Annotated in this window: 23 protein-coding genes; 18 read left to right on the top strand and 5 right to left on the bottom strand. The window is 30.0% G+C overall.

The genetic code is table 11. From position 1 onward, the window contains the following. Window positions 1-27 precede the first annotated feature (27 nt). The 13 genes from BTO04_RS03280 to BTO04_RS03220 all read left to right on the top strand — a co-directional run bounded on the left by BTO04_RS03280 (window position 28) and on the right by BTO04_RS03220 (window position 12,776). Complete coding sequence (locus BTO04_RS03280) at window positions 28-2,523, top strand: ABC transporter permease (RefSeq protein ID WP_087563137.1); 2,496 nt, start codon at window positions 28-30, stop codon at window positions 2,521-2,523. A gap of 214 nt (window positions 2,524-2,737) precedes the next feature. Continuing rightward, the gene (locus tag BTO04_RS03275; RefSeq protein ID WP_087563136.1) at window positions 2,738-4,273 is read left to right on the top strand and encodes an SDR family NAD(P)-dependent oxidoreductase; all 1,536 of its coding nucleotides are present in this window, start codon (window positions 2,738-2,740) and stop codon (window positions 4,271-4,273) included. Window positions 4,274-4,339: 66 nt separating this feature from the next. Beyond that, complete coding sequence (locus tag BTO04_RS03270) at window positions 4,340-4,534, top strand: cold-shock protein (protein WP_087563135.1); 195 nt, start codon at window positions 4,340-4,342, stop codon at window positions 4,532-4,534. Window positions 4,535-4,696: 162 nt separating this feature from the next. Further along, window positions 4,697-5,176: a TspO/MBR family protein gene (locus BTO04_RS03265; RefSeq protein WP_198342100.1), complete on the top strand. Its 480-nt coding sequence runs from the start codon at window positions 4,697-4,699 to the stop codon at window positions 5,174-5,176. Between the two features lie 10 nt (window positions 5,177-5,186). Then, the gene (locus tag BTO04_RS03260) at window positions 5,187-5,846 is read left to right on the top strand and encodes a TetR family transcriptional regulator C-terminal domain-containing protein (protein ID WP_087563134.1); all 660 of its coding nucleotides are present in this window, start codon (window positions 5,187-5,189) and stop codon (window positions 5,844-5,846) included. Then, window positions 5,843-7,153, top strand: coding sequence for an AarF/ABC1/UbiB kinase family protein (locus BTO04_RS03255; RefSeq protein ID WP_087563133.1), 1,311 nt, complete (start codon window positions 5,843-5,845; stop codon window positions 7,151-7,153). The genes BTO04_RS03260 and BTO04_RS03255 overlap by 4 nt, the downstream gene beginning before the upstream one ends. After that, entirely contained in the window at window positions 7,154-7,771 is a 618-nt protein-coding gene (locus BTO04_RS03250; RefSeq protein ID WP_087563132.1) for a flavin reductase family protein, read from the top strand. Between the two features lie 30 nt (window positions 7,772-7,801). Continuing rightward, window positions 7,802-9,223 carry an SDR family oxidoreductase gene (locus BTO04_RS03245; protein ID WP_087563131.1) on the top strand — a complete coding sequence of 474 codons (1,422 nt, stop codon included), beginning with the start codon at window positions 7,802-7,804 and terminating at the stop codon, window positions 9,221-9,223. A 3-nt stretch (window positions 9,224-9,226) separates the two neighbouring features. After that, complete coding sequence (locus BTO04_RS03240) at window positions 9,227-9,904, top strand: SDR family NAD(P)-dependent oxidoreductase (protein WP_087563130.1); 678 nt, start codon at window positions 9,227-9,229, stop codon at window positions 9,902-9,904. Window position 9,905: 1 nt separating this feature from the next. Next, complete coding sequence (locus BTO04_RS03235) at window positions 9,906-10,436, top strand: CIA30 family protein (protein ID WP_232455944.1); 531 nt, start codon at window positions 9,906-9,908, stop codon at window positions 10,434-10,436. 25 nt (window positions 10,437-10,461) lie between these two features. Continuing rightward, entirely contained in the window at window positions 10,462-11,004 is a 543-nt protein-coding gene (locus BTO04_RS03230) for a glutathione peroxidase (protein WP_087563128.1), read from the top strand. A gap of 1 nt (window position 11,005) precedes the next feature. Then, complete coding sequence (locus BTO04_RS03225; RefSeq protein WP_087563127.1) at window positions 11,006-11,491, top strand: SRPBCC family protein; 486 nt, start codon at window positions 11,006-11,008, stop codon at window positions 11,489-11,491. Further along, window positions 11,481-12,776: a deoxyribodipyrimidine photo-lyase gene (locus BTO04_RS03220; protein WP_087563126.1), complete on the top strand. Its 1,296-nt coding sequence runs from the start codon at window positions 11,481-11,483 to the stop codon at window positions 12,774-12,776. The genes BTO04_RS03225 and BTO04_RS03220 overlap by 11 nt, the downstream gene beginning before the upstream one ends. 112 nt (window positions 12,777-12,888) lie before the next feature. Here BTO04_RS03220 and BTO04_RS03215 read toward each other — a convergent pair whose 3' ends face one another. The 5 genes from BTO04_RS03215 to BTO04_RS03195 all read right to left on the bottom strand — a co-directional run bounded on the left by BTO04_RS03215 (window position 12,889) and on the right by BTO04_RS03195 (window position 16,994). Next, window positions 12,889-14,049 carry an iron-containing alcohol dehydrogenase gene (locus BTO04_RS03215; RefSeq protein ID WP_087563125.1) on the bottom strand — a complete coding sequence of 387 codons (1,161 nt, stop codon included), beginning with the start codon at window positions 14,047-14,049 and terminating at the stop codon, window positions 12,889-12,891. A 24-nt stretch (window positions 14,050-14,073) separates the two neighbouring features. After that, window positions 14,074-14,706 carry a nitroreductase family protein gene (locus BTO04_RS03210; protein ID WP_087563124.1) on the bottom strand — a complete coding sequence of 211 codons (633 nt, stop codon included), beginning with the start codon at window positions 14,704-14,706 and terminating at the stop codon, window positions 14,074-14,076. A gap of 10 nt (window positions 14,707-14,716) precedes the next feature. Continuing rightward, on the bottom strand, window positions 14,717-15,382 hold the full coding sequence (locus BTO04_RS03205) for an NAD(P)H-binding protein (RefSeq protein ID WP_087563123.1): 666 nt from the start codon (window positions 15,380-15,382) through the stop codon (window positions 14,717-14,719). Window position 15,383: 1 nt separating this feature from the next. After that, window positions 15,384-15,968, bottom strand: coding sequence for a TetR/AcrR family transcriptional regulator (locus BTO04_RS03200; protein ID WP_087563122.1), 585 nt, complete (start codon window positions 15,966-15,968; stop codon window positions 15,384-15,386). Window positions 15,969-16,094: 126 nt separating this feature from the next. After that, a complete protein-coding gene (locus BTO04_RS03195) occupies window positions 16,095-16,994 on the bottom strand; it encodes an EamA family transporter (RefSeq protein WP_087563121.1) in 900 nt (299 codons plus the stop codon). Between the two features lie 402 nt (window positions 16,995-17,396). On the opposite strand from BTO04_RS03195, the gene BTO04_RS03190 reads away from it, so the two are divergent. The 5 genes from BTO04_RS03190 to BTO04_RS03170 all read left to right on the top strand — a co-directional run bounded on the left by BTO04_RS03190 (window position 17,397) and on the right by BTO04_RS03170 (window position 22,994). Continuing rightward, the gene (locus BTO04_RS03190; RefSeq protein ID WP_087563120.1) at window positions 17,397-18,020 is read left to right on the top strand and encodes a MarC family protein; all 624 of its coding nucleotides are present in this window, start codon (window positions 17,397-17,399) and stop codon (window positions 18,018-18,020) included. Window positions 18,021-18,378: 358 nt separating this feature from the next. Continuing rightward, complete coding sequence (locus BTO04_RS03185; RefSeq protein WP_087563119.1) at window positions 18,379-18,570, top strand: cold-shock protein; 192 nt, start codon at window positions 18,379-18,381, stop codon at window positions 18,568-18,570. Between the two features lie 163 nt (window positions 18,571-18,733). Next, on the top strand, window positions 18,734-20,104 hold the full coding sequence (locus tag BTO04_RS03180; RefSeq protein ID WP_087563118.1) for a CotH kinase family protein: 1,371 nt from the start codon (window positions 18,734-18,736) through the stop codon (window positions 20,102-20,104). 684 nt (window positions 20,105-20,788) lie between these two features. Then, window positions 20,789-21,772, top strand: coding sequence for an acyl-CoA desaturase (locus tag BTO04_RS03175; RefSeq protein ID WP_232455943.1), 984 nt, complete (start codon window positions 20,789-20,791; stop codon window positions 21,770-21,772). An 82-nt stretch (window positions 21,773-21,854) separates the two neighbouring features. Next, window positions 21,855-22,994 carry an MFS transporter gene (locus tag BTO04_RS03170; protein ID WP_087563116.1) on the top strand — a complete coding sequence of 380 codons (1,140 nt, stop codon included), beginning with the start codon at window positions 21,855-21,857 and terminating at the stop codon, window positions 22,992-22,994. The last annotated feature ends 34 nt before the right edge of the window (window positions 22,995-23,028 follow it).

Genomic DNA, 23,028 nt, shown 5'->3' with positions numbered 1-23,028 from the left:
AAAACGTCAGTACAATGGCTCTTTAAAATGGCTTGGAGAGACGGTAAGGCAAGCCTTTCTAGATTGCTGCTCTTTATGGCCTCTATTATTTTGGGTATTGCTGCTGTGGTTTCCATTCAGTTGTTTAGTGAAAACTTAAAGGATAATATTAAAAATCAATCGAAGGCCCTAATGGGGGCTGATTTTATTATTGATAGTGAACAGCTTCCGTCTAAAAAAGTACAATCTATTATAGATTCTTTAGGTGTAGCAGCTTCTGAAGTGAATTTTGTTTCGATGGCTGCTTTTCCAAATAATGAGGGTACAAAATTAGTTAAAGTACGTGCCATAGAAGGTCCTTTTCCTTTATATGGAACGATAGATACAGCTCCAAAAAGTGCGGCATTACAGTATCAAGAATTAGGTGGCGCTTTGGTAGATGCAACATTAATGCTGCAGTTTAATTTAAAACCTGGTGATTCTATAAAACTAGGAGTACGAACATTTCCAATTATAGGATCTTTAAAATCGATACCTGGTAGCACCGCTATTTCTGGCGCTGTTGCACCACCCGTGTTAATTCCTTTACAATTTATAGAAGAAACCCAATTGCTACAAGTGGGAAGTAGAAAAGAGTATCAATACTTTTTTAAAGCACCACCAACAATGGATTTAGAGTTGTTGGATAAAAAAATAGACCCTATTTTAGATGCTGAAAATGCCGATTTAGATACACATACAAGCACGAGTGAACGCTTGGGAAGAAGATATGATAACGTAAGTAGATTTTTAAATTTAGCGGCTTTTATTGCACTTTTATTAGGTTGTGTTGGTATTGCAAGTTCTGTACATATTTATATCAAAGAAAAATTAAAGAATGTTGCCGTATTAAAATGTTTAGGAGCTACAAGAAAACAAACATTTTTAATCTACTTGCTACAAATTATAGGAATTGGGTTAATAGGCGGTATTTTAGGTGCTGTAATTGGTATTGGTTTGCAATATGCTTTTCCCTACATTTTACAAGGATTTTTACCCTTTGATGTAGAAATAGCTATTAGCGCACAGCCATTAATTATAGGAATTACATTGGGACTTTTAATGTCTGTATTATTTGCTTTGTTGCCTTTATTAGGAACTTGGTATGTTTCTCCGTTAGAAGTGTTGAGAGGAACTGATGAGAATTTGGTAAAACCAAGAAAAGCACGACTTTTAACCTTAGGAGCAATCGTTCTTTTTATCTTTTTATTTTCATTTTGGTTGTTAAAAAGTGCTTTAAATGGTTTCGTTTTTACCCTCGGTATATTGATTACGTTTTCTATTATGGCAGGAATTGCAAGCCTGTCTATGAAGGTCATTAAAAAATACTTTCCTACCAATTGGGGGTTTACAAAGCGCCAAAGCTTGTTAAACCTATACCGCCCAAACAACCAGACTATGGTACTCATTTTAGCCATAGGTTTTGGTACCTTTTTAATAAGCACCTTATACTTTACAAAAGATATTTTATTAGAAAAAACAGCCATTGAGAATACTTCTGACACGGCAAATGTTATTTTAATGGATGTTCAAACAGGCCAAAAAGAAGCCGTTATAAATACCATTATTCCTAAAGGTTTAGAGGTAATTGATAACATTCCCATTGTAACGATGAGAATGCATCGTATTAAAGGAGAATTGGTAAATGATATGCGTAAAGATTCTACGTTAAAAATGAATCGTTGGATTTTAAATCATGAGTTTAGAACAACGTATCGCCCGTCATTAATCGCTACTGAATCTCTTTTAGAAGGAACTTTTACCAACAAAGTAGCACAAGGTGAGTCTGTTTCAATTTCTATTGCAGACAACATTGCTAAAGATGCTGACTTAAAAATAGGAGATCAGGTTGTTTTTAATATTCAAGGAGTATTAATGGAAACAATAATAGGAAGTATAAGAAAAGTAGATTGGGGAAGCATGCAGTTAAATTTCTCTATTGTATTTCCAACGGGTGTTTTAGAAAATGCGCCACAGTTTAATGTATTAACCACGAATGTGCCAAATGCAGCAAGTTCTGCCGATTTACAAAGAGACTTGGTTAAAAGCTTTCCAAATATTTCAATTTTAGATTTACGCCAGATATATACGATCATTGAAGATATTTTAAGTAAAATTTCATGGATTATTAATTTTATGGCCTTCTTTAGTATTTTTACAGGTATTATTGTTTTAATAGGTTCTGTAAGAAATAGTAAATATCAGCGAATTAAAGAAAGCGTGTTGCTGAGAACATTAGGAGCAAAGAGTAAACAAATTTTGCAAATTACAGCGCTAGAATATGTGTATTTAGGAATCTTGGGTAGTTTGGTAGGTATTTTATTGTCTCTTATTAGTAGTCAATTATTAGCCGCTTTCTTATTTAAAGAACCTTTTATACCCTCTGCGGTTCCGTTTTTGGTGTTTCTACCAGGAATTACGTTACTAGTTGTATTCATTGGACTGAGTAATATTAGAAGCGTTTTAAAAAGTCCGCCGTTAGAAGTTTTAAGAAAAGAGGTGTAACTATTTTAATGGATGCGATACCCATATGAATTACAGCATTAAAAGTTGTGAATTCATGACGCAGCACATAAAAGTGTTATTATATTTGCCTAAAAATTATTTTAGTTTTAAAGACAGCGTGTTTCCTTTCTTAAATTAGGAATGGCGCTATTAACTCTAAACGATTTCAGTACACATTAAAAACAAGATACTTCGTTAAGCGGTTGTATCCCTTATGAGCGATAAAAAAACAAACTTAGATATAGAAAATTGTATTCTTACAATACAAAATCTATTAGACGATACCAATCAGCTTTTTGAATTACCAGAAGCGCAAAGAGTCGCACTTTTTAAAGTTGCTGGAGAATTGTCTAGACCAAATCGTGATGAATTTCAGCGACGAAGAAAAGACGCAAAAAAAGCGGCAAAACGTAAAATGATTGCTAAAGATACGCATGCTAGAAAATCTACAGGAATTAGATCTGCACGTGAATCAGCCTTATTTGTTGCACCAAAATTATTGGCAGCGGCAGAAATTACTGAAGAAACACCAGAATTAGAATCACCAAGAAACTGTTACGTTTGTAAAACCGTTTTTACAAAATTGCACCACTTTTATGATACCATGTGTACAGAATGTGGCGATTTAAATTATGCAAAACGTTTTCAAACGACAGACTTAAAAGATCAAGTAGCTGTAATTACAGGTTCTCGTTTAAAAATTGGGTATCATATTACATTAATGTTATTGCGTTCTGGAGCTACCGTTGTTGCTACAACACGTTTTCCTGCAGATTCTGCTATTCGATTTTCTAAAGAAGAAGATTACAAACAATGGAGTGATCGTTTGCATATTCATGGTTTAGATTTAAGACACATACCAAGTGTAGAGATTTTTTGTAATTACATAGAACAAAAATATGAGCGTTTAGATATTTTAATTAATAATGCAGCGCAAACGGTAAGAAGGCCTTCAGGTTTTTATTTCCATTTAATGGAAAATGAGAAATTACCTATTGATCAACTTCCAAAGTTGGCACAAACTTTATTAAAGGAGCACACGCACTGTTTACAAGAGTTATCAGATTTAAGTGTTCCTACTTCAAAGACAAGTAAAAATAATGTGCTTCCAGTAACTTGGCACGGACCAGAACCAGGAATTGGATTGCGAAATTCTGCAGCACTTTCTCAAATTCCGTATAGTTTTGACAATTCGTTACAAACTGCAGAGGTTTTTCCTGAAGGAAAATTAGATGCCGATTTACAACAAGTAGATTTGCGAAAAACAAACAGTTGGCGTTTAAAATTAGGTGAAATTGAAACTACAGAAATGGTAGAAGTACAATTGGTAAATGCAGTTGCGCCTTTTGTATTATGCAATCGTTTGTCTAATTTAATGATGAAAGAAAATACAGGTAAGAAACATATTATTAACGTTTCTGCTATGGAAGGGAAGTTTCATCGATTTAAAAAAGTAGATAGACACCCACATACAAACATGGCAAAAGCAGCCTTAAACATGCTTACACATACTTCTGCATCCACTTTTGCGAAGGCGGGTATTTATATGAATGCCGTTGATACAGGTTGGGTTACAGATGAAGATCCTGCAGAATTATCTAAAAAGAAAGTAGCAATACATGATTTTCAGCCACCATTAGATATTGTAGATGGAGCTGCTAGAGTTATGGATCCTTTAATTGATGGAATTAATACAGGAAAACATTGGTCTGGGAAATTTTTAAAAGATTACTTTCCTATAGATTGGTAGCCTTTTTATAATTTCTGGTACCATTATTTGAATAAAAATTAGTAGTATTAAATTATAGATAGATTTATATTTAATAAAGGAAACGTAAAATTTTTCAACGAGACCAAAGGGTTTGGATTTATAACTGAAGAAGGATCAAACGAAGAACATTTTGTGCATGTGTCTGGTTTAATCGATGCGATTAGAGAAGGAGACGAAGTAGAATTTGACCTTGCAGAAGGAAAAAAAGGATTAAATGCCATAAACGTAAAAGTTATTTAATACATATCATTACTGTTTAAAAGAAAAGTCCATCAATTTATTTGATGGGTTTTTCGTTTTATTTAGTGTAGCTTTACTAATCTACTGTTAAATAGCGCTACTAATTAATATTTTGTTCAACAATTACTGCTACTAGTTAAACAAAAAATCGTAAATTTGCATATGGAATTGAAACACAATAAAATAATTCGATTTTTAACTTTTATTATTTTCAACTTTTTAGCTTTAGCAATAGGAGTTGTATTAATGAAAGACGGACCACAAACAGATTGGTATTTATCTTTGAATAAAGCACCTTGGACTCCTGAAGGCTGGGTTTTTGGCGCTGCTTGGACAACAATTATGTTTTTATTTTCATTTTACATGACAAAATTGAGTTTTCTATTTAAATTTTTAGATAAAAAACTACTGACACTTTATACACTGCAATGGGTTTTAAATGTGAGTTGGAATTTAGCTTTCTTCAACCTACATTATACAAAGGTTGGACTTGTAGTGATTGTATTATTATGGTTGTTAATTGGTTATTTTACTTTTAAACATATCAAATCACTTAAATTATTCACTTTATTAATTGTCCCTTATTTAATATGGATGACAATAGCAACAAGCCTTAACGCTTATATCGTTTTAAATAATTAAAAATAAAAACATGGCTAGTAAAAAAAATATTACAGCAGAGAATATCATAGAATTATACATGGATGAAGTTTTGATGGAAGCACATGCCTCAAAATCTGTCTATGCATTTAGTAAGAAAAACAACTTTGAAGAAAATCAGTTTTATCAATTTTTTAGTGATTTTGAAGCATTAGAAAAACATATTTTCGCTGTTTTTTGTACAAAAACAATTGAATTATTATTAAAAAATGATGACTATAAAACGTATGATACTAAAAGTAAGCTCTTAAGCTTTTATTATACATTTTTTGAATTGTTAACTGCAAATAGGTCTTATGTTCACTTAAAATTAAAAGGAAATAAGAATAAATTAGAATCTCTAAAACAGCTTTCAAGTTTAAGAACAGCGTTTATTGCCTTTGTTTCTAAAGAGATTCATACAGATAACATGGATTTTAAAAATAAAACGATTAACAAAATTCAAGATAAAACGGTAACAGAAGCTGCTTGGTTGCATTTATTATTTACGTTGCAATTTTGGTTAGAAGACAGTTCTGAAAATTTTGAAAAAACAGATATTTTTATTGAAAAATCTGTAAAAGCAAGCTTCGATTTAAGAGATTTAACGCCACTGCAAAGTGTATTTGATTTTGCAAAATTTTTGTGGAAAGAAAAAAAGCCTACCGTATGAAAAATATAGACAGTATACCAACATCAAAAATACAACGTGCATCAAGGTTAGTTTCTACAGGGTTAAAAGTAGGAGTGAACTATGTAAAATACTATGGAGAAAAAATAGTTAAAACAGAAGAACAGGCAAAAGAAAAATTGAACGAGTCAAATGCAACTGATATTTATGATGGATTAAAAACCATGAAAGGTTCTGCTTTAAAGGTAGCTCAAATGCTAAGTATGGAAAAGAACATATTACCAAGAGCTTATGTAGATAAATTCTCGTTATCACAATTTTCGGTTCCACCTTTATCTCCACCTTTAGTGGTAAAAACGTTTAAAAAGTATTTTAAGAAAAACCCTTCAGAAGTATTTGATACTTTTTCTACACAATCTATAAATGCAGCAAGTATTGGGCAAGTGCATAAAGCAACAAAAAACGGCAAAAAATTAGCTGTAAAAATACAATATCCAGGTATAGCAGATAGTATTTCAACAGATTTGGCAATGGTGAAACCTATTGCTATGAAAATGTTTAATATTAGAGGTGAAGGCTCTGATGCGTATTTTAAAGAAGTTGAAAATAAGCTTACTGAGGAAACTAATTACATTTTAGAACTGGAACAAAGTAATGAGGTATCAGATAAATGTAGTAATATTCCCAATTTAAAATTTCCTAATTATTATCCAGAATATTCAACAAAGAGAATTTTAACGATGGATTGGATGGAAGGTGTCCATTTATCAGAATTTGTACAACAAGACAATTCATTAGAAGATTTAACTAAAATAGGGCAGGCGCTTTGGGATTTTTATATGTATCAATTACATATTTTAAGGAAAGTACATGCAGATCCTCACCCTGGAAATTTTTTAGTTTCTGATAAAACAGAGCTTATTGCCATTGATTTTGGTTGCATGAAAGAAGTTCCAGATAGTTTCTACATTCCTTATTTTGAATTGGCGATTAAAGAAAATATAGAAAATCCAGCCTTTTTTGAAGCAAAGTTATATGAATTGGAAATTTTAAGAGCAGACGACAACGCAGAAGAGAAAAAGTTCTTTACAACCCTTTTTCACGAAATGTTATCACTTTTCACACAACCTTTTCATGAAGAAGAATTTGATTTTTCAGATGGTATTTTCTTTGACAAAATAAGTGCATTAGGACAAAAATATGCCAAAAGTACAGAGTTAAGAAAAATGAATGGTAACAGAGGTTCTAAACATTTTATTTATATGAACAGAACCTTTTTTGGATTGTATAATTTAATGCACGATTTAAAAGCTACAAATATTCAAATCAATAATTTTAAAAATATTTAAATGTATTTAACTTTAGATGATATTAATAAATTAGACTATTTATATAAAATTAATTTAATCAATAGTGTCTCTGGTTTTAAATCGGCGAACTTAATTGCAACCAAATCAAAAGAGAATATAGCGAATGTTGCCGTTTTTAGTTCTGTTGTTCATTACGGTTCTAATCCACCTATTTTAGGTTTTGTATTAAGACCAAGTACTGTTATTAGAAATACCTATGATAATTTAAAAGAAACCGGTTACTATACGATTAATCATATACATGAAGGGATTTTAGAAGATGCACACCATACATCAGCAAAATATCCGTCAGAAATATCAGAATTTGATAAATCAAATTTAGAAGAGGAATATTTAGATGCTTTTCAAGCACCTTATGTAAAAGGTTGTGCTGTAAGAATGGGATTAAAGTATTTAGAAGAATACCATATAAAAGCGAATGACACTTTATTAGTTTTAGGTGAAATTGTACATTTATATATTGATGATCATTTAATTGAAGAAGATGGTTTTGTAAATTTATCAAAAGGAAAAACAGCAGCAATTAATGGGTTAGATGGATATTTTATTCCAGAAAACCATACTAGAATGACATACCAAAGACCCAAAAAGGATTAGAATTATTTAAAAATTTCTTAATTATATAATATGAAAATACTCATCACAGGTACAACAGGCTATATTGCTAAGCGACTAGCTTTAAAATTGTTAGAAAGCAACCATGAATTAGTATGTTGTGTCCGTGATTTGGATAGAATACCAGATGAAATTGAAAATCAAAAAAACGTTACGTTTTTAAAAGTCGATTTTTTAGATTTAGAAAACATTGAACTTCCAAAAGATATTGATGCTGCCTATTATTTAATTCATTCTATGGCAACAGATGCCAATAATTTTGAAGAATTAGAAAAACAATGTGCATTAAATTTTAAAAAAATAGTTGAAGAAACTAATTGTAAGCAAGTACTCTATTTAAGTGGAATTGTAAATGACGATTCACTTTCTAAACATTTAAGATCACGTTTTGAAGTAGAAAAAACGTTGCAATCAGAAAAGTATGGTTTAACAACATTTAGAGCAGGAATTGTAGTGGGAAGTGGTAGTGCCTCTTTTGAAATTATAAGAGACATTGTAGAGAAATTACCTTTAATGATTACGCCTAGGTGGTTAAATACAAAAACACAACCTATAGCAGTAAGAGATGTTTTATGTTATTTAGAATACGCTTTAAATAAAGCAGAATTATATAATAAATCTTTTGATATTGGAGGTCCAGAAGTATTAACGTACAAAGAAATGCTTTTGCAGTTTGGAGAAGTTAGAGGTTTTAAAAGATATATTTATACACTGCCTTTCTTAAGTCCAAAATTATCATCTTACTGGTTGTATTTTGTAACATCAACATCGTTTAACTTAGCGCAAGCCTTGGTTGATAGTATGAAAATTGAAGTGATTGCAAAACCAAATGATATCAATAAAATATTAAATATTGAACCAATAACGTACAAAGAATCTGTAGCACTCGCGTTTCAAAGAATAGAACAAAATGATGTAGTTTCTAGTTGGAAAGACGCAATGAGTAGTGGCGTTTTTAACGACCAATTATCAAAACATATTCAATTACCAGAATTTGGTTGTTTTAAGGATGAAAGAGTAAAAACAATTAAAGATGAAAATTATACTTTAGACAGAATTTGGTCTATTGGAGGTGAAAATGGTTGGTATAGTTTTAATTGGTTATGGAAAATACGAGGTTATATTGATAAAATTTTTGGAGGCGTAGGCTTAAGAAGAGGAAGAAGACACAATACACATTTAGAAGCTGGAGATCCGTTAGATTTTTGGCGTGTTTTATTAGCGGATAAAAAAGAAAAACGTTTGTTATTATTTGCTGAAATGAAATTGCCAGGAGAAGCTTGGTTAGAGTTTAAGATTATAAAAGGAAAACTACATCAACGTGCAGTTTTTAGACCTAAAGGAGTTTTAGGCCGTCTGTATTGGTATGCTGTTTTACCATTTCATGCCTTTATATTTAAAGGAATGATAAATTCACTAATAGATAAAAAATAAAGTATGAAAACAATTTTAATAATTGGAGGAAGTAAAGGTATTGGTAAAGCTTTGGCAGATTTACTTAAAGAAAGCCATAAGGTTATAACGATGAGTCGTTCTGAAATAGAAAACCAAGAAAGCAATACTCATTATGCGTTGGATATTTTAAAAGATGAACTTCCAGACATAGAAGAATTAGACGGATTGGCATATTGCCCTGGAAGCATCAACCTAAAATCTTTAACCCGTTTAAAGATTGAAGATTTTCAAAATGATTTCAACATCAACGTTTTAGGAGCTATAAAAGCAATTCAGAAATATGAAAAAGCATTAAGTAATAACAATGGTAGCGTTGTTTTATTTAGCACAGTTGCTACAAAGTTAGGGATGCCATTTCATGCAAGTATTGCAGTAAGTAAAGCAGGAGTAGAAGGCTTGGCAAAATCGTTGGCAGCAGAATATGCTACAAAAATTAGGTTTAATGTAATTGCACCAACAGTAACCAATACCAGTTTAGCAGCTCGTTTATTAAGAAATGAAAAACAGCAAGAAACGATGAAAGAACGTCATCCGTTAAAGAATTATTTAGAACCAAGTGAAGTAGCTTCTTTGGCTAATTATTTGCTTTCTGATGATGCAAAGTCCATTTCCGGACAAGTATTTCCTATAGATGCAGGGATTGTGAGTTTAAAGCTTTAAAATGAAAAATTTACTATTTATATTTTTTTTTATGATGATAAATAATGAGATTATAATTGCTGATTTTAATAAAAATACAGACACTAATTCTTGGTACATCACAAACGATAGCGTTATGGGAGGTCTTTCTACATCAAAAATGATATTAGATGAAGATGGAAATGGGGTGTTTACAGGCAGTGTGTCTACAGAAAATAATGGAGGATTTGCCATGATACGTTTACCTATAGATATTAATATTACAGAAAATTTAAAAGATGTTGTTTTAAAGGTTAAAGGCGATGGAAAAAAATACCAGCTTAGAATAAAATCAAATAGAAGTCAACAACATTGGTTTATTCAAACGTTTCAAACATCAACAAAAATGGAAGTCATAAAAATTCCTTTAAAAGATTTTTTTCCTTCATTTAGAGGCTATAAATTAAATATGGATAATTTTTCAGCCAATGAAATAAAAGAAATTGCAATTTTAATTGGAAATAAAAAAGACGAAAACTTTGAATTGACAATTGATAAAATTTCTTTGAATTAAAGAATTATACTATAATAGATTAATAATGAATATTTTTAAATTAGTACTTATAATGACACTTTTTAGCACAACAATAAAAGCACAAACATTAGAACCAAAAACACCAATTTATAACATTGAAATTAATGATATAAGTGGAGAACCAATACATCTAACAGACTACAAAGGCAAGAAAATACTATTTGTAAATGTAGCTTCAGAATGTGGTTTTACTGGGCAATATAAAGGTTTACAAGAATTGTATGACAAATACAAGGAGCAATTAATAGTTATTGGAGTTCCTTGTAATCAATTTGGTGGTCAAGAGCCAGGGAGTTCATCAGAAATTCAATCTTTTTGCTCTTTAAAATACGGAGTTACTTTTTTAATGACAGAGAAAATAGATGTGAAGGGAGATACTCAACATCCTTTATATACATGGTTAACAAAAAAGGATTTGAACGGAAAATCGAATTCAACTGTAAAATGGAATTTTCAAAAATATATTGTAGATGAAAAAGGACGATTTGTTGAATATTTTTATTCAATAACAAAACCTATGAGTTCTAAAATAACTAAATTATTATAAAATGGTTACTATAAAAAAACATTCTGGTATTTATACACTCACCACAAAACAAACTGTAAATGTGCCAATAACAGAGGCTTGGGATTTTTTTAGTTCACCACAGAATTTAGAAAAAATTACGCCAGAAGAAATGGGGTTTACAATAACATCAGAGGTAGATAAGAAAGCATACGAAGGGCAAATTATTACTTATAGAGTAGGAATTTTACCAGGGATAAAACAAAACTGGGTTACAGAAATTACAACGGTTAAAAAGAATGTTTTTTTTATTGATGAACAACGTTTTGGTCCTTATAAAATGTGGCATCATGAGCATTGGTTTGAAGAATTGCCTAATGGTAAAACATTAATGAGTGATAAAATATCATATAAACTTCCTTTTGGTTTTTTAGGAACAATTGCTCAAAAGTTATTTATAAAAAAGCAATTGACAACAATTTTTGAGCATCGTTTTAAAACCTTAGAAGACTTTTTTAATGAAAAATAAAGTTGCTATTTTTTGGTTTCGAAGGGACTTACGATTAGAGGATAATGTTGCTTTGTACAAGGCTTTAAATTCTGGGAACTTAGTACTACCACTTTTTATTTTTGATAGTGAAATACTAGACACTTTGCCTAAAAGTGATGCTAGACTTTCATTTATTTATAATTCTCTAAAAAACATAGACATTGAGTTAAAGGAAAATGAGTCTAGTTTGTTGATTAAAAAAGGGAATCCATTTCAAATTTGGAAGAAATTAGCTGAAGAATATACGATAGAATCCGTCTTTTTCAACAAAGATTATGAGCCTTATGCAATTCAAAGAGATAAAGAAATAGCAGCGTTTTTAGAATCAAAAAATATAAAAGTACAGCCTTATAAAGATCAAGTTATTTTTGAGGAAAATGATGTTTTAAAAAACGATAATACCCCATACACCGTATTTACACCTTATAAAAATAAGTGGTTAAAAAACTTTGATAGAGAAGTACATACTACCTTTTATGAGAGTGAAAATTGTAAGCATAATTTTTTTAAAGGAATTATTAATTTTCCAAGTATTGCTAGCTTAGGTTTTGAAGAAAGTACCATTAAAGTAAAACCATTTAACCTTTCTGATTTATCAAATTATGATGAAATAAGAAATTTTCCAGCGCTGTATAAAACCTCTAACTTATCTCCATATTTAAGATTTGGTTTAGTAAGTGCTCGTAAAATGGTAGTGGTTGGTTTAAGATCAAATGCAACTTTTTTAAGTGAATTGATTTGGAGAGAATTTTTTATGCAAATTTTGTATCACTTTCCTAAAGTAGTTACCCATAATTTTAAACAAAAGTACGATGTAATTCCTTGGAGAAACAATGAAGAGGAATTCTTAAAATGGTGTAAAGGAGAAACAGGCTATCCATTAGTGGATGCAGGTATGAGAGAGTTAAACAAAACAGGGTATATGCACAATAGAGTTCGTATGGTTGTTGCAGGTTTTTTATGTAAACATTTGCTTATTGATTGGAGATGGGGAGAAGCTTATTTTGCAGAGAAACTACTAGATTATGATTTATCAGCAAATAACGGAAATTGGCAATGGAGCGCAGGAACGGGTAGTGATTCTGCTCCTTATTTTAGGGTGTTTAATCCTTCTGAGCAATTAAAAAAGTTTGATAAAGACTTACAGTATACTAGAAAATGGGTAGAAGATTTTGATGAATTAACCTATCCACAACCAATGGTAGAACATAAGTTAGCAAGAGAAAGAGCGATAAAAACCTACAAAGAGGCTTTAAGTAATTAAATTATTTTTAAAAAGAGTACAAGAAAAATAATTTTAATATCTTATTAAAGATAAAAAGGTTGCGCTAATTAGCGCAACCTTTTTTTGTAAATAAATATTCTTGGTCTAAAAGTTAATAGGCCATTTTTACTATTTTTTCAACTTTATCAGGTGATAAAGATTTATGTTCCCCTAAAGCTATCCAACCACGTGTTGTAAAACGTTTTGCAATTTCTTCCGCAGTTCCTTTGTGCTCGTCAGTATAATCAGATAACTTAGTATCGATTCCTAATTTGTGAAAGAATGCTTCTGTTTTATCTATTGCATCATAGGCTTTCTCATCTTTACTACCTTCTTTAATTTTCCAAACACGTTCTCCATATTGTGCTAACTTTTGCTTTTTAGTTTCAAAATTAAACTTGTAATGACTTGGTATTATTACAGCTAATGTACGTGCATGATCAATACCATATAAAGCGGTTAATTCATGTCCTATTGCATGAACAGCCCAATCTGTTGGTACTCCTTTTTGAATTAATCCATTTAAAGCCATCGTACAACACCACATAAAATTAGAAGCAGCTTTATAATCTGTTGGATCTTTTAAAACTTTTGGTGCTATTTCTATAAGTGTTTGTAAAATACTTTCAGCAAAACGATCTTGCAATAAAGCACCTATTGGGTAGGTCATATATTGCTCTAAAACATGTGTAAAAGCATCTGCAATTCCGTTTGCTAATTGACGTTGTGGAATGGAAGCAATAACTTGAGGATCTAATATTGAGAATTCAGGAAATAAACCTGGTCCTCCCATAGATAATTTTTCTTTCGTTTCTGCTCTTGTAATTACGGCTCCAGAATTCATTTCAGACCCTGTAGCTGGTAATGTTAAAACAGTACCAAAAGGCATTCCTTTTTCAGTTCTAATATTTTTACTTAAAATATCCCAAGGTGTATCTCCTTCAAACAATGCAGCAGCAGATAAAAATTTAGTTCCATCAATTACAGAACCACCACCAACAGCTAATAAATAAGTAATATTTTCGTTCTTAATTACTTCTAAAGCTTCCGTTAATACTGCATATTCTGGATTCGCAGGAATTCCACCAAATTCAACAAGTTCTATATTCGCTAAAGCAGCTTTTACTTGCTCGTATATTCCGTTTTTCTTAATACTTCCTCCACCATAAAGTAGTAATACTTTGGCATTTTTAGGTATTTCGTTTTCTAATTTCTCTATTGTGTCCTTTCCAAAAATTATTTTGGTTGGGTTTTTAAATTCAAAATTGTTCATATTTTTTGATTTTTTATATTAAAACTATTCAATAACAGTCACTAAATCTTTCATAGGTTTTCTAACCTTTACAAGATTTACCAACCAATCTGCATCTTCTTTTCTATACCCTATTGGTAATAAAACGGTACTACGTAATCCTTTTTCGCGTAATCCTAATATTTCGTCTACTGCAGCAGGATCAAAACCTTCTAATGGCGTCGTATCTACTTCTTCATAAGCAGCAGCAATAATAGCAGCTGAAAAAGCAATGTATGCTTGTTTTGCTGCGTGATTAAAGTTTTCTTCTGCATCTTTCTGCGGATAAGAACCTAATAACATTTGGCGGTAATTTTCCCAACCTTCATTTTTAAAACCACGTATTTCGTTTGTTAAATCAAACATGTAGTTAATTCTATCTTCAGTATATGTATCCCAAGCAGCAAAAACGAGTAGGTGAGAGCAGTCTGTAATTACAGATTGGTTCCAAGCTATCGGTTTAATTTTTTCTTTAATTTCTTGATTCGTTATAACAATGATTTCAAAAGGTTGCAATCCACTAGATGTTGGCGCTAAACGTGCAGCTTCTAAAATACGTTCTATTTTATCTTCTGCTACTTTTTTACCATTCATTGCTTTTGCAGCATATCTCCAATTTAATTTGTCTAATAATTCCATATAATTTTTTTTAATTGTTTTTTGCGATTCTTTTTATCTCATTTGAAGTAATAATGACTTCTTCACTATTGTTGTTATTTGCTAAATTGAGCATTGCCTGTGCAATACTTTCAGCATTAATAATTTTGTATTGATTTAACTTTACAATAAATAAAGGTTGAATTATTTTAAAGACTACCAAACCTATCTTTTCTAGTATTCTACGTTCTTTACGATCGCCACCAATTAAAGAAGGTCTTAAAATAAAAGTATTTTTAACTTGTTTTTTTAGAACATCTTGTTCCATTTCTCCTTTTGTCTTGTTATAAAACACGGTACTATTTTTATTGGCTCCCAATGCTGAAACAACCAAAAAAGTAGGAATATTATTTTCTTTTGATAGTTGTGCAGCTGCCACAGGAATACCATAATCGATCTCTTTATAGCGTTTTTTATCTGGTGTTTTCTTAGAAGTTGTACCAATACAACAATACACTTCATCTGCTGTAAAATCTGCTTTAAATTGATCTAATTTTAAAAGATCACCTATAAACTGAATTACTTTATCTGGAAGTCCTTCAATTTTAGAACGAGAAAACAACTTGATACTTTCATACCTATCATCTTCTATTAATTTTTGAAGTAAAATAGCTCCTGTTAAGCCTGTAGCTCCTAATATAATTGCTGTTTTTTTCATATTATTTACACGTTTTTATACTACTCCAAGCAGATTGATATGCTTCTTCTAGATGAGTTTTATCTAAAGTAAAAGCACCACGTTCTTGCGTAATCATTAAAAAAGATAATGGATTTATAGAATATGCATACAACAAGTAATCTGAGATTGGTTTTATAATTCCTTCTTTTTTACCACGAGCCCAAAGGTTTAGTAGTGGTTGTAAATGCTTAATACCTGCTTGTCTACTTTCTTCATCAATCATAGGAGTATTGTCACATTGTGCTAAAAACATCGCATTTTCGCATTCTTTAAGTTTAAAATGTGCGATCCGTTTCCATATCAACTCAAAACCAGCTTCAACAGCCATATTTTCATCATAAGTTTCAAAAGCATAAGCTGTATAGGCTGCTTTTACTTCTATATATGTTTTGTTAACCAAGTCTTGTTTGTTTTCAAAATAGATATAAATAGTTGCAGGAGATACCTTCGCCATTTTAGCAATTTTACTCATAGGTGTTGCATGAAAACCATTATTGTTTACCAACTCTATAGTTGCTTTTATAAGTGCGTTCCGTTTGTCTATGCTTTTTTGAAGTATTGCCATATTTTTTGAAATCCTATGTAAAGATATCTAAAAATGAACGTTCATTCTTTTTTTTAACAAATATTTAATGATATCAAAATAAGAAAAATTGATGAGGGTAGAGCATCGGTTTTATAATGAATTATTTTAAGAATAGAGGATAAGAAAAACACCCAGTAGAATTCCAAAAAGAGGGACTAATTTTTTTCGTTTATTTCTTTCTTTAAAAATAAGTCCACCAATAACTACTGCAATAATAAGTTGACTTCTTTTTATTGCAGAAAGAAGCATAATTAAAGCTTCTGGGTCTTGGAGTGCTTTGAAATAAAAATAATCTGCAGCTTGTAATAATACACCAACAGCAATTATAGACCAACGAAATTTAAAATTATTTCTTTTTTCTTTATTCGGAAAAAAGGTAATTGATAAAATTATTAATAAGATAATAATCGTGTACCAACAGAACCAAAATTGAAGTGTTTGTGGCGTTAATGTTAACGTTTGAATTAAAAATTTATCATAAAGTCCAGAAGAAGCTCCAAGAAATGTAGCCCCAATTATAGCATAAATCCATTTGTTCTTTTTAAATACAATTCCTTCTTTTTTTCCTATTTTAGAATATAGAAATACAGAGAATATAATGAGGAAAAAACCAATCCATTGAAAAGGTGTTGGTTTTTCATTATAAATAAAAATAGCTCCTATAAATGTAAAAAAAGGTCCTGCAGATCTTATGGGAGTTACTATCGTTATAGGAAGGTTTTTTAAGGCTTGGTAAGCAAGAATCCAAGAGGCTGCCATAATCATTGATTTTATCATAATAAAACCATGATATTGCCAAGAAATATCATTAATGAAAAAACCAAGTTCTTTTAGGTATTCAGGAAAATAGTGGGAACCAATATAAAAAGGTAAAAAGACTAAAAAACCAGCAATCAATGTTCCTAATAATACAGGGAAAACTTCATTGTTATTTACTGCATGTTTTTTACATAAATTATGTAATCCTAAAAATAAAGCTGACAAAAGTCCTAAATACATCCACATGGCGGCAAATATAGACCATTTGTGGATTTTAAACTGTCAATTTTAACGATATAAATTAGGCGAATTTTAACAAAAAAAAGAAGGCAATTAAGGTGTTGAAAATCTGGTGATTATTCTTCTATTATTTCTCCTTTTTCTTCAACAATAATCTTTCCTCATTCTTTAATAGCAATTAAAACGGGCGCTAAATTTTTTACAAAATATCTTAAATAATTAGGTCCCGTAAATAGTTGTTTTTTAGCTAAAAATCTCCAATAATTTTTAATTCAATTATTTTTTCATAAAACGAAGATTAATTTAGAATTAATCACATAATTTGTTATATTGATAAAGCATCAAAAAAAATATTTTGGATGTAAAGAATGAATTCAATTTCTTTAAAAATTAATAATTTAACAATAAATGGATAACTTACTTACCTTTTCAATTACCGTGTTTACTGCTTTTTTTGCAATGACGAACCCAATATCAAACATGACTGTTTTTGTGTCCTTAACACAAGGTGCAGATAAAAAAACAAAAAGGGCGATCAATAAAAAATCTAATATCATAGCATTTATCATTGTAACTTTTTTTATTCTTTTAGGTAAATATATTTTTGAATTATTTAATATTAGTATTCCTGCCTTTAAAATTACGGGTGGTATTTTAATATTTTTTATTGGTTTTGATATGTTACAATCAAAACAATCTAATGTAAAAAGTATTAATCATGTAAATGTTGATGAAGATATTGCCGTTTCACCTTTGGCTATTCCTATTTTAGCAGGCCCAGGAACTATTGTTACTGCCATGAATTTTGTATCTAATGCAGCTCCTTTACAGATGTTCTTGGTAATTGCTATTTTTGGATCTATGAGTTTATTAACTTTTTACACCTTTAAATTAAGCGATCTTATTGTTAAAATAGTTGGTAATAATGTAATCTCTGTAATTGGTAAGATAATGGGGTTAATTATTGCAATAATTGGTACTGGTATGATTATTCAAGGGGTTAAAATTTCATTTAATTTAATCTCTCAATAAATTGAATCGCTTTAAATTAAGAAATCATATCATTTTTTGAGACAAAATTAGATTCAAGTATAAAGCGTTTGAGAACGTATCTATTATAAAGTCTTCTGAAAATTGTTTGCCAAGATTGGCTAAAGAATCTAAGCGAGATGATAATTAGATTTTTAAAAGTGGTTTTATTTTATATAGTTATTGTTAAATGTGCTAAAAAAGCAGGAAGTTTTTATTTATTATTAAGCCTCTTTTTTAGAGGTTATTTATTGTGTTTCGTAACATAAATTGAAAATAAGAAAATTTATATGTTATATTTTTAATAAATAGTATTATATTTGCAAATCAATATATTATAATTAAATTAAATTACATTAAGATGAGTAAAGGAACAGTAAAATTTTTCAATGAATCTAAAGGATTTGGATTTATCACTGAAGAAGGAGTAGAAAAAGATCATTTTGTACACATTTCAGGATTAGTAGACGAAATTCGTGAAGGCGATACAGTTGAATTTGATCTTCAAGAAGGAAACAAAGGATTAAATGCAGTTAACGTAAAAGTTATCTAAATATATACTTTAAGTTTTATAAAAACCCATCAATTTTATTGATGGGTTTTTTTTTGTCATTTTTTTAAGGTTTCAATTTAGCTTCTTGCTTTAGCCTTTAGAATTATTTATTGCCTGAATTAATTTATATAGTATATTTGAATTCATTTTTAGCTTTACTACAATGAAAACGATTACAAATAGTATACTATATAGTTTTATAATCCTTATTTTCTTCTCTTGTAATAAGGAATCTGATACTTTAAACGGACTCGTCATAGAAGAACCTCCTGTAGAAATAAAATTACCACATGTATTTATAAATACCAATGGAGCAAAAATTGTAGATGAACCTAAAGTTAATGCTGAAATGACTATTATTGTTGCTGACCAAATAGATTATACAGGAGCTATTGGTATAGAAATAAGAGGCTCTTCTTCACAAGGGTTTCCTAAAAAACAATTTGGTTTTGAAACCAGAGATGCTGCCAACGAAGATATTAATGTGTCTTTACTTGGCTTCCCAGAAGAAGAAGATTGGATATTATATGCGCCTTATAGTGATAAATCATTAATGCGAAACATGCTAATGTATGATTTGTCTAGAGAAATTGGACGCTATGCGAGTAGATCAAAATTTGTTTATGTTACTATAAACGATGCTTATAATGGAGTTTATATATTATTAGAAAAGTTAAAAAGAGATAAAAATCGGATTGATATTAATAAGTTAAAAGAAGATGAAAACAGTGGAGAATATCTTACTGGAGGATACATTTTAAAGGTGGATAAAGCAGGTGGTTCAAATGAAATGTTATATACAGATTACAATGCTATAACATCTTTATATCCTCCTAAAAATGCAACTGATGGACAAAAAATTCACTTAGTTTATGATACTCCAGATGAAGATGATATTACAACAGCGCAAAAAACCTACATAAGTGATTATATTGCTTCTTTTGAAAATGCATTAGCTAGTACCGATTTTGCTGACCCAGATAAAGGCTATAATGCTTATATTGATAGCCAGAGTTTTATTGAATTCTTTTTATTAAATGAATTATCAAACAATGTAGATGGGTATCGATTAAGTACATGGCTTACAAAAGATAAAAATGAGAAGCTTAAAATGGGACCTATTTGGGACTTTAATTTAGCTTTTGGAAATGCAGATTATTGTGGTGGTGGTGAAACTAATGTATGGGCATATAAATTTAATGAACGTTGTTCAAGAGATTTTTGGCAAGTTCCTTTTTGGTGGAGTCGTTTATTGGAAGATCCAGCATTTGTATTGCAATTAAAAGAGCGTTGGTTAGCATTGCGTAGTAATGAGTTTTCTAATCTTGCTATTTCTCAAAAAATTAATAGTTATATAGAAACGCTAACTTCCTCTGGTGCAATAGAAGAAAACTATGAAAAATGGCCCGTTTTAGGAGAATATGTTTGGCCCAATAACTTTGTAGGGAATACCTATTCAGAAGAAAAGGAATATCTTGTAAATTGGATTAATAATAGACTAAGTTGGTTAGACAAAGAAATTTATGGGCTGTAAGCGGCTTCATTTGAATTTGATAGTCAATAAGGAAACAAAGGATTAAACATATTTAACGTAAAAGTTGTCTAAATCGATACTTAAAGTTTTATAAAAGCCCATCAATAAAATTGATGGGATTTTTTTTTGTCATTTTTTAAGGAGTAGCTTCTTTTTAATATAAAAACGATTAGATCAATAATAAAGAACCTAGAGGTTTTAAAAGAGTTTCAATACTATTTCAAGTAAGTTCTATTGTAACGCTGTTTTCCTATTTTGAAGTATTTCAATTAAGGCATGCTTATTTTATAGCTTCATTTTACTAGGTATTATGTATGTGATTCTTGATTGGGAAATAATTTTTAAGTGAAATTCATTGTTATTTTTTTATCACTATAAATTTAATAATCACTAATTAAAGCATTATCTAAAAGTAGGAGTGTTATTTAACCTATATTTACAATATTAGTTGTTAAAGAGCTTTTTTATTTTTCCCCTTTGATTAATTCTTTGTTTTTTTCAATTTTTAAAATTCGTAATTCAGTTTAAAATTCTGATGCGTTGCAAAATTCTAATTAAAAAATTAATAGTATCGAAACTCCACAATTTTCAAGAGACATAAACCCCGACTTTTCTAAAACATTAAGAAAAAGGGTAAATACTTATTTTAAAACCAATAAAAAAAGCAGAAATGCCAATGCAACTATGGTAACAAAAACGGTTATCATGCTTTCTTTGTTTTTTGGGCCCTTAATATTACTAGGTACTGGTTCTATAACAGATATAAGGTTACTTTTTTTACTTTATATTATTAGTGGTTTTGGAATGTCTGGAATAGGAATGGGCGTAATGCATGATGCAATACATGGATCCTATGCTAAAAATATAACAATCAATACTCTTTTAAGCTATTCGTTTAATCTTATTGGTGGAAATGCAAGCGTTTGGAGAATACAGCACAATGTTTTACATCATACGTATACCAATATAGATCATGCAGATGACGATTTAAATGCACCTTATTTTTTGCGTTTTTCACCAAATGCAAAACACTATTGGATGCACCAATACCAACATATTTATATTTGGTTTTTTTATAGCTTATCTACTATTTCTTGGATTACTACAAAAGATTTTGTGCGCTTAAAGCGCTTTAGAGATATGGGGTTTTTAAACAAGAAAAACGAGTATAAAAAAACATTAATAGCCATGACGGCATGGAAAATATTTTATTACTCTTATGCATTAATTCTACCAATGATTATGCTTCCATTTTCATGGTATCTTATTTTATTGGCTTTTTTATGTATGCATTTTGTAACCGGACTTTTAGTAAGTATTGTTTTTCAAATAGCACATATAATGCCAGATACTACTTTTCCATTACCAGATGAACAAGGAATGATGAATAACAATTGGTATGGCCATCAGTTTGCAACAACAACAAATTTTTCTCCAAAAAGCAACATCCTATTTTGGTTAATTGGGGGCTTAAATTACCAGGTAGAACATCATGTTTTACCAGATGTGTGTCATGTACATTATAAAAAACTAACAAAAATTGTAGCAGATACTGCAGAAGAGTTTGGGATGCCTTACCATGTTAAAAAATCAATGTTACAAGCCATTATAGATCACACAAAAATGCTTAAACAATTAGGTGAAAAAGAAATAGTTGGTGTTGCTTAGATAAAATAACTTAAAAAATTAAATTTAAAATACCTTTCAATTCTTGGAAAGAATTATTTTTGCATTTAAATGTTTTTTATAAATGCAAGAAAGAAGTTTACAGCGCATTTCACTTTCAACCTATTTTTTATTATCAGGTATTTGTTTTTCTTCTTGGGCATCACGTATTCCAACAATAAAAGACAATTTTAATTTTAGTGAAGAACAATTAGGTAATATGTTAATGATAATGCCTGCGAGTGCTGTTATTGGTATTCCACTTTCTGGTTGGTTGGTGTCAAAATATGATAGTAGAATACCACAACAATTTTCCTATATATTCTTTTCTATATCACTTTTTTTAATTGGTATTGCTACCAGTTTACCCTTACTTATTTTCGCTTTATTTCTGTTTGCAATAAGTATAAGAATTATAAATATAGCGATCAATACACAATCTATTTCTTTACAAGAAAAATTTGAAAAACGGATTATTGGTTCTTTCCATGGTTTATGGAGCATTGGTGGAATAATAGGCGTTTTATTTACAACCTTAATGCTTAAACTAAACATTTCTATTCAAGCACATTTCTTAATGGTTGCTATTTTTACATTGATTACTATTTTTATTGCATATCCTTATTTAATAAAAAATGATAAGGCTAAAGATGGAAATAAATTTAAGTTAGGAAAGCCCAACAAGTACATTATGCTTTTAGGGTTAATGGTGTTTTTTGCTGCTGTTTGTGAAGGTGGAATGTACGATTGGAATGGTGTTTACTTTAAAGATGTAATAAAAGAAGAAGTTTTTACCTACGGATATTTACTTTTTATGATTTGTATGTCTATTTATAGATTAAGTATAGATAAGCTTATCGATTATTTTGGAATGAAAAAATTATATTTTTTAAGTTCCGTTTTAATAATGAGTGGAGTTTCAATTGCCGTAATTGTTCCTGCATTTTGGCCTGCACTAATTGGTTTTTGTTTGGTAGGTATAGGTGTTTCAGGTCTTTTTCCTATGACATTTATATTGGCAGGTAAAGCAAAAAAATATTCTATAGGAATCGTTATTTCAATCGTAGGAACTTATTCTACAATTGGTATGTTTTTAGGCCCTCCTTTAATTGGGTATTTAGCAGCGTCTTTTGGGTTGCAAAAAGCGTTTATCGTATTTATAATTGGTGGATTTATGTTTATTCCTTTAACGATAAGTGTATTTAATCATTTAAAAAAGATTTAAAACAACCTCAATAATTAGAACTAAAAATAATCTT

It is taken from the genome of Polaribacter sp. SA4-10 (genome assembly GCF_002163835.1).
Lineage (GTDB): Bacteria > Bacteroidota > Bacteroidia > Flavobacteriales > Flavobacteriaceae > Polaribacter.
The sequence above is the reverse complement of the archived record's forward strand: the minus strand, read 5'-3'. Positions and strand labels throughout refer to the sequence as shown.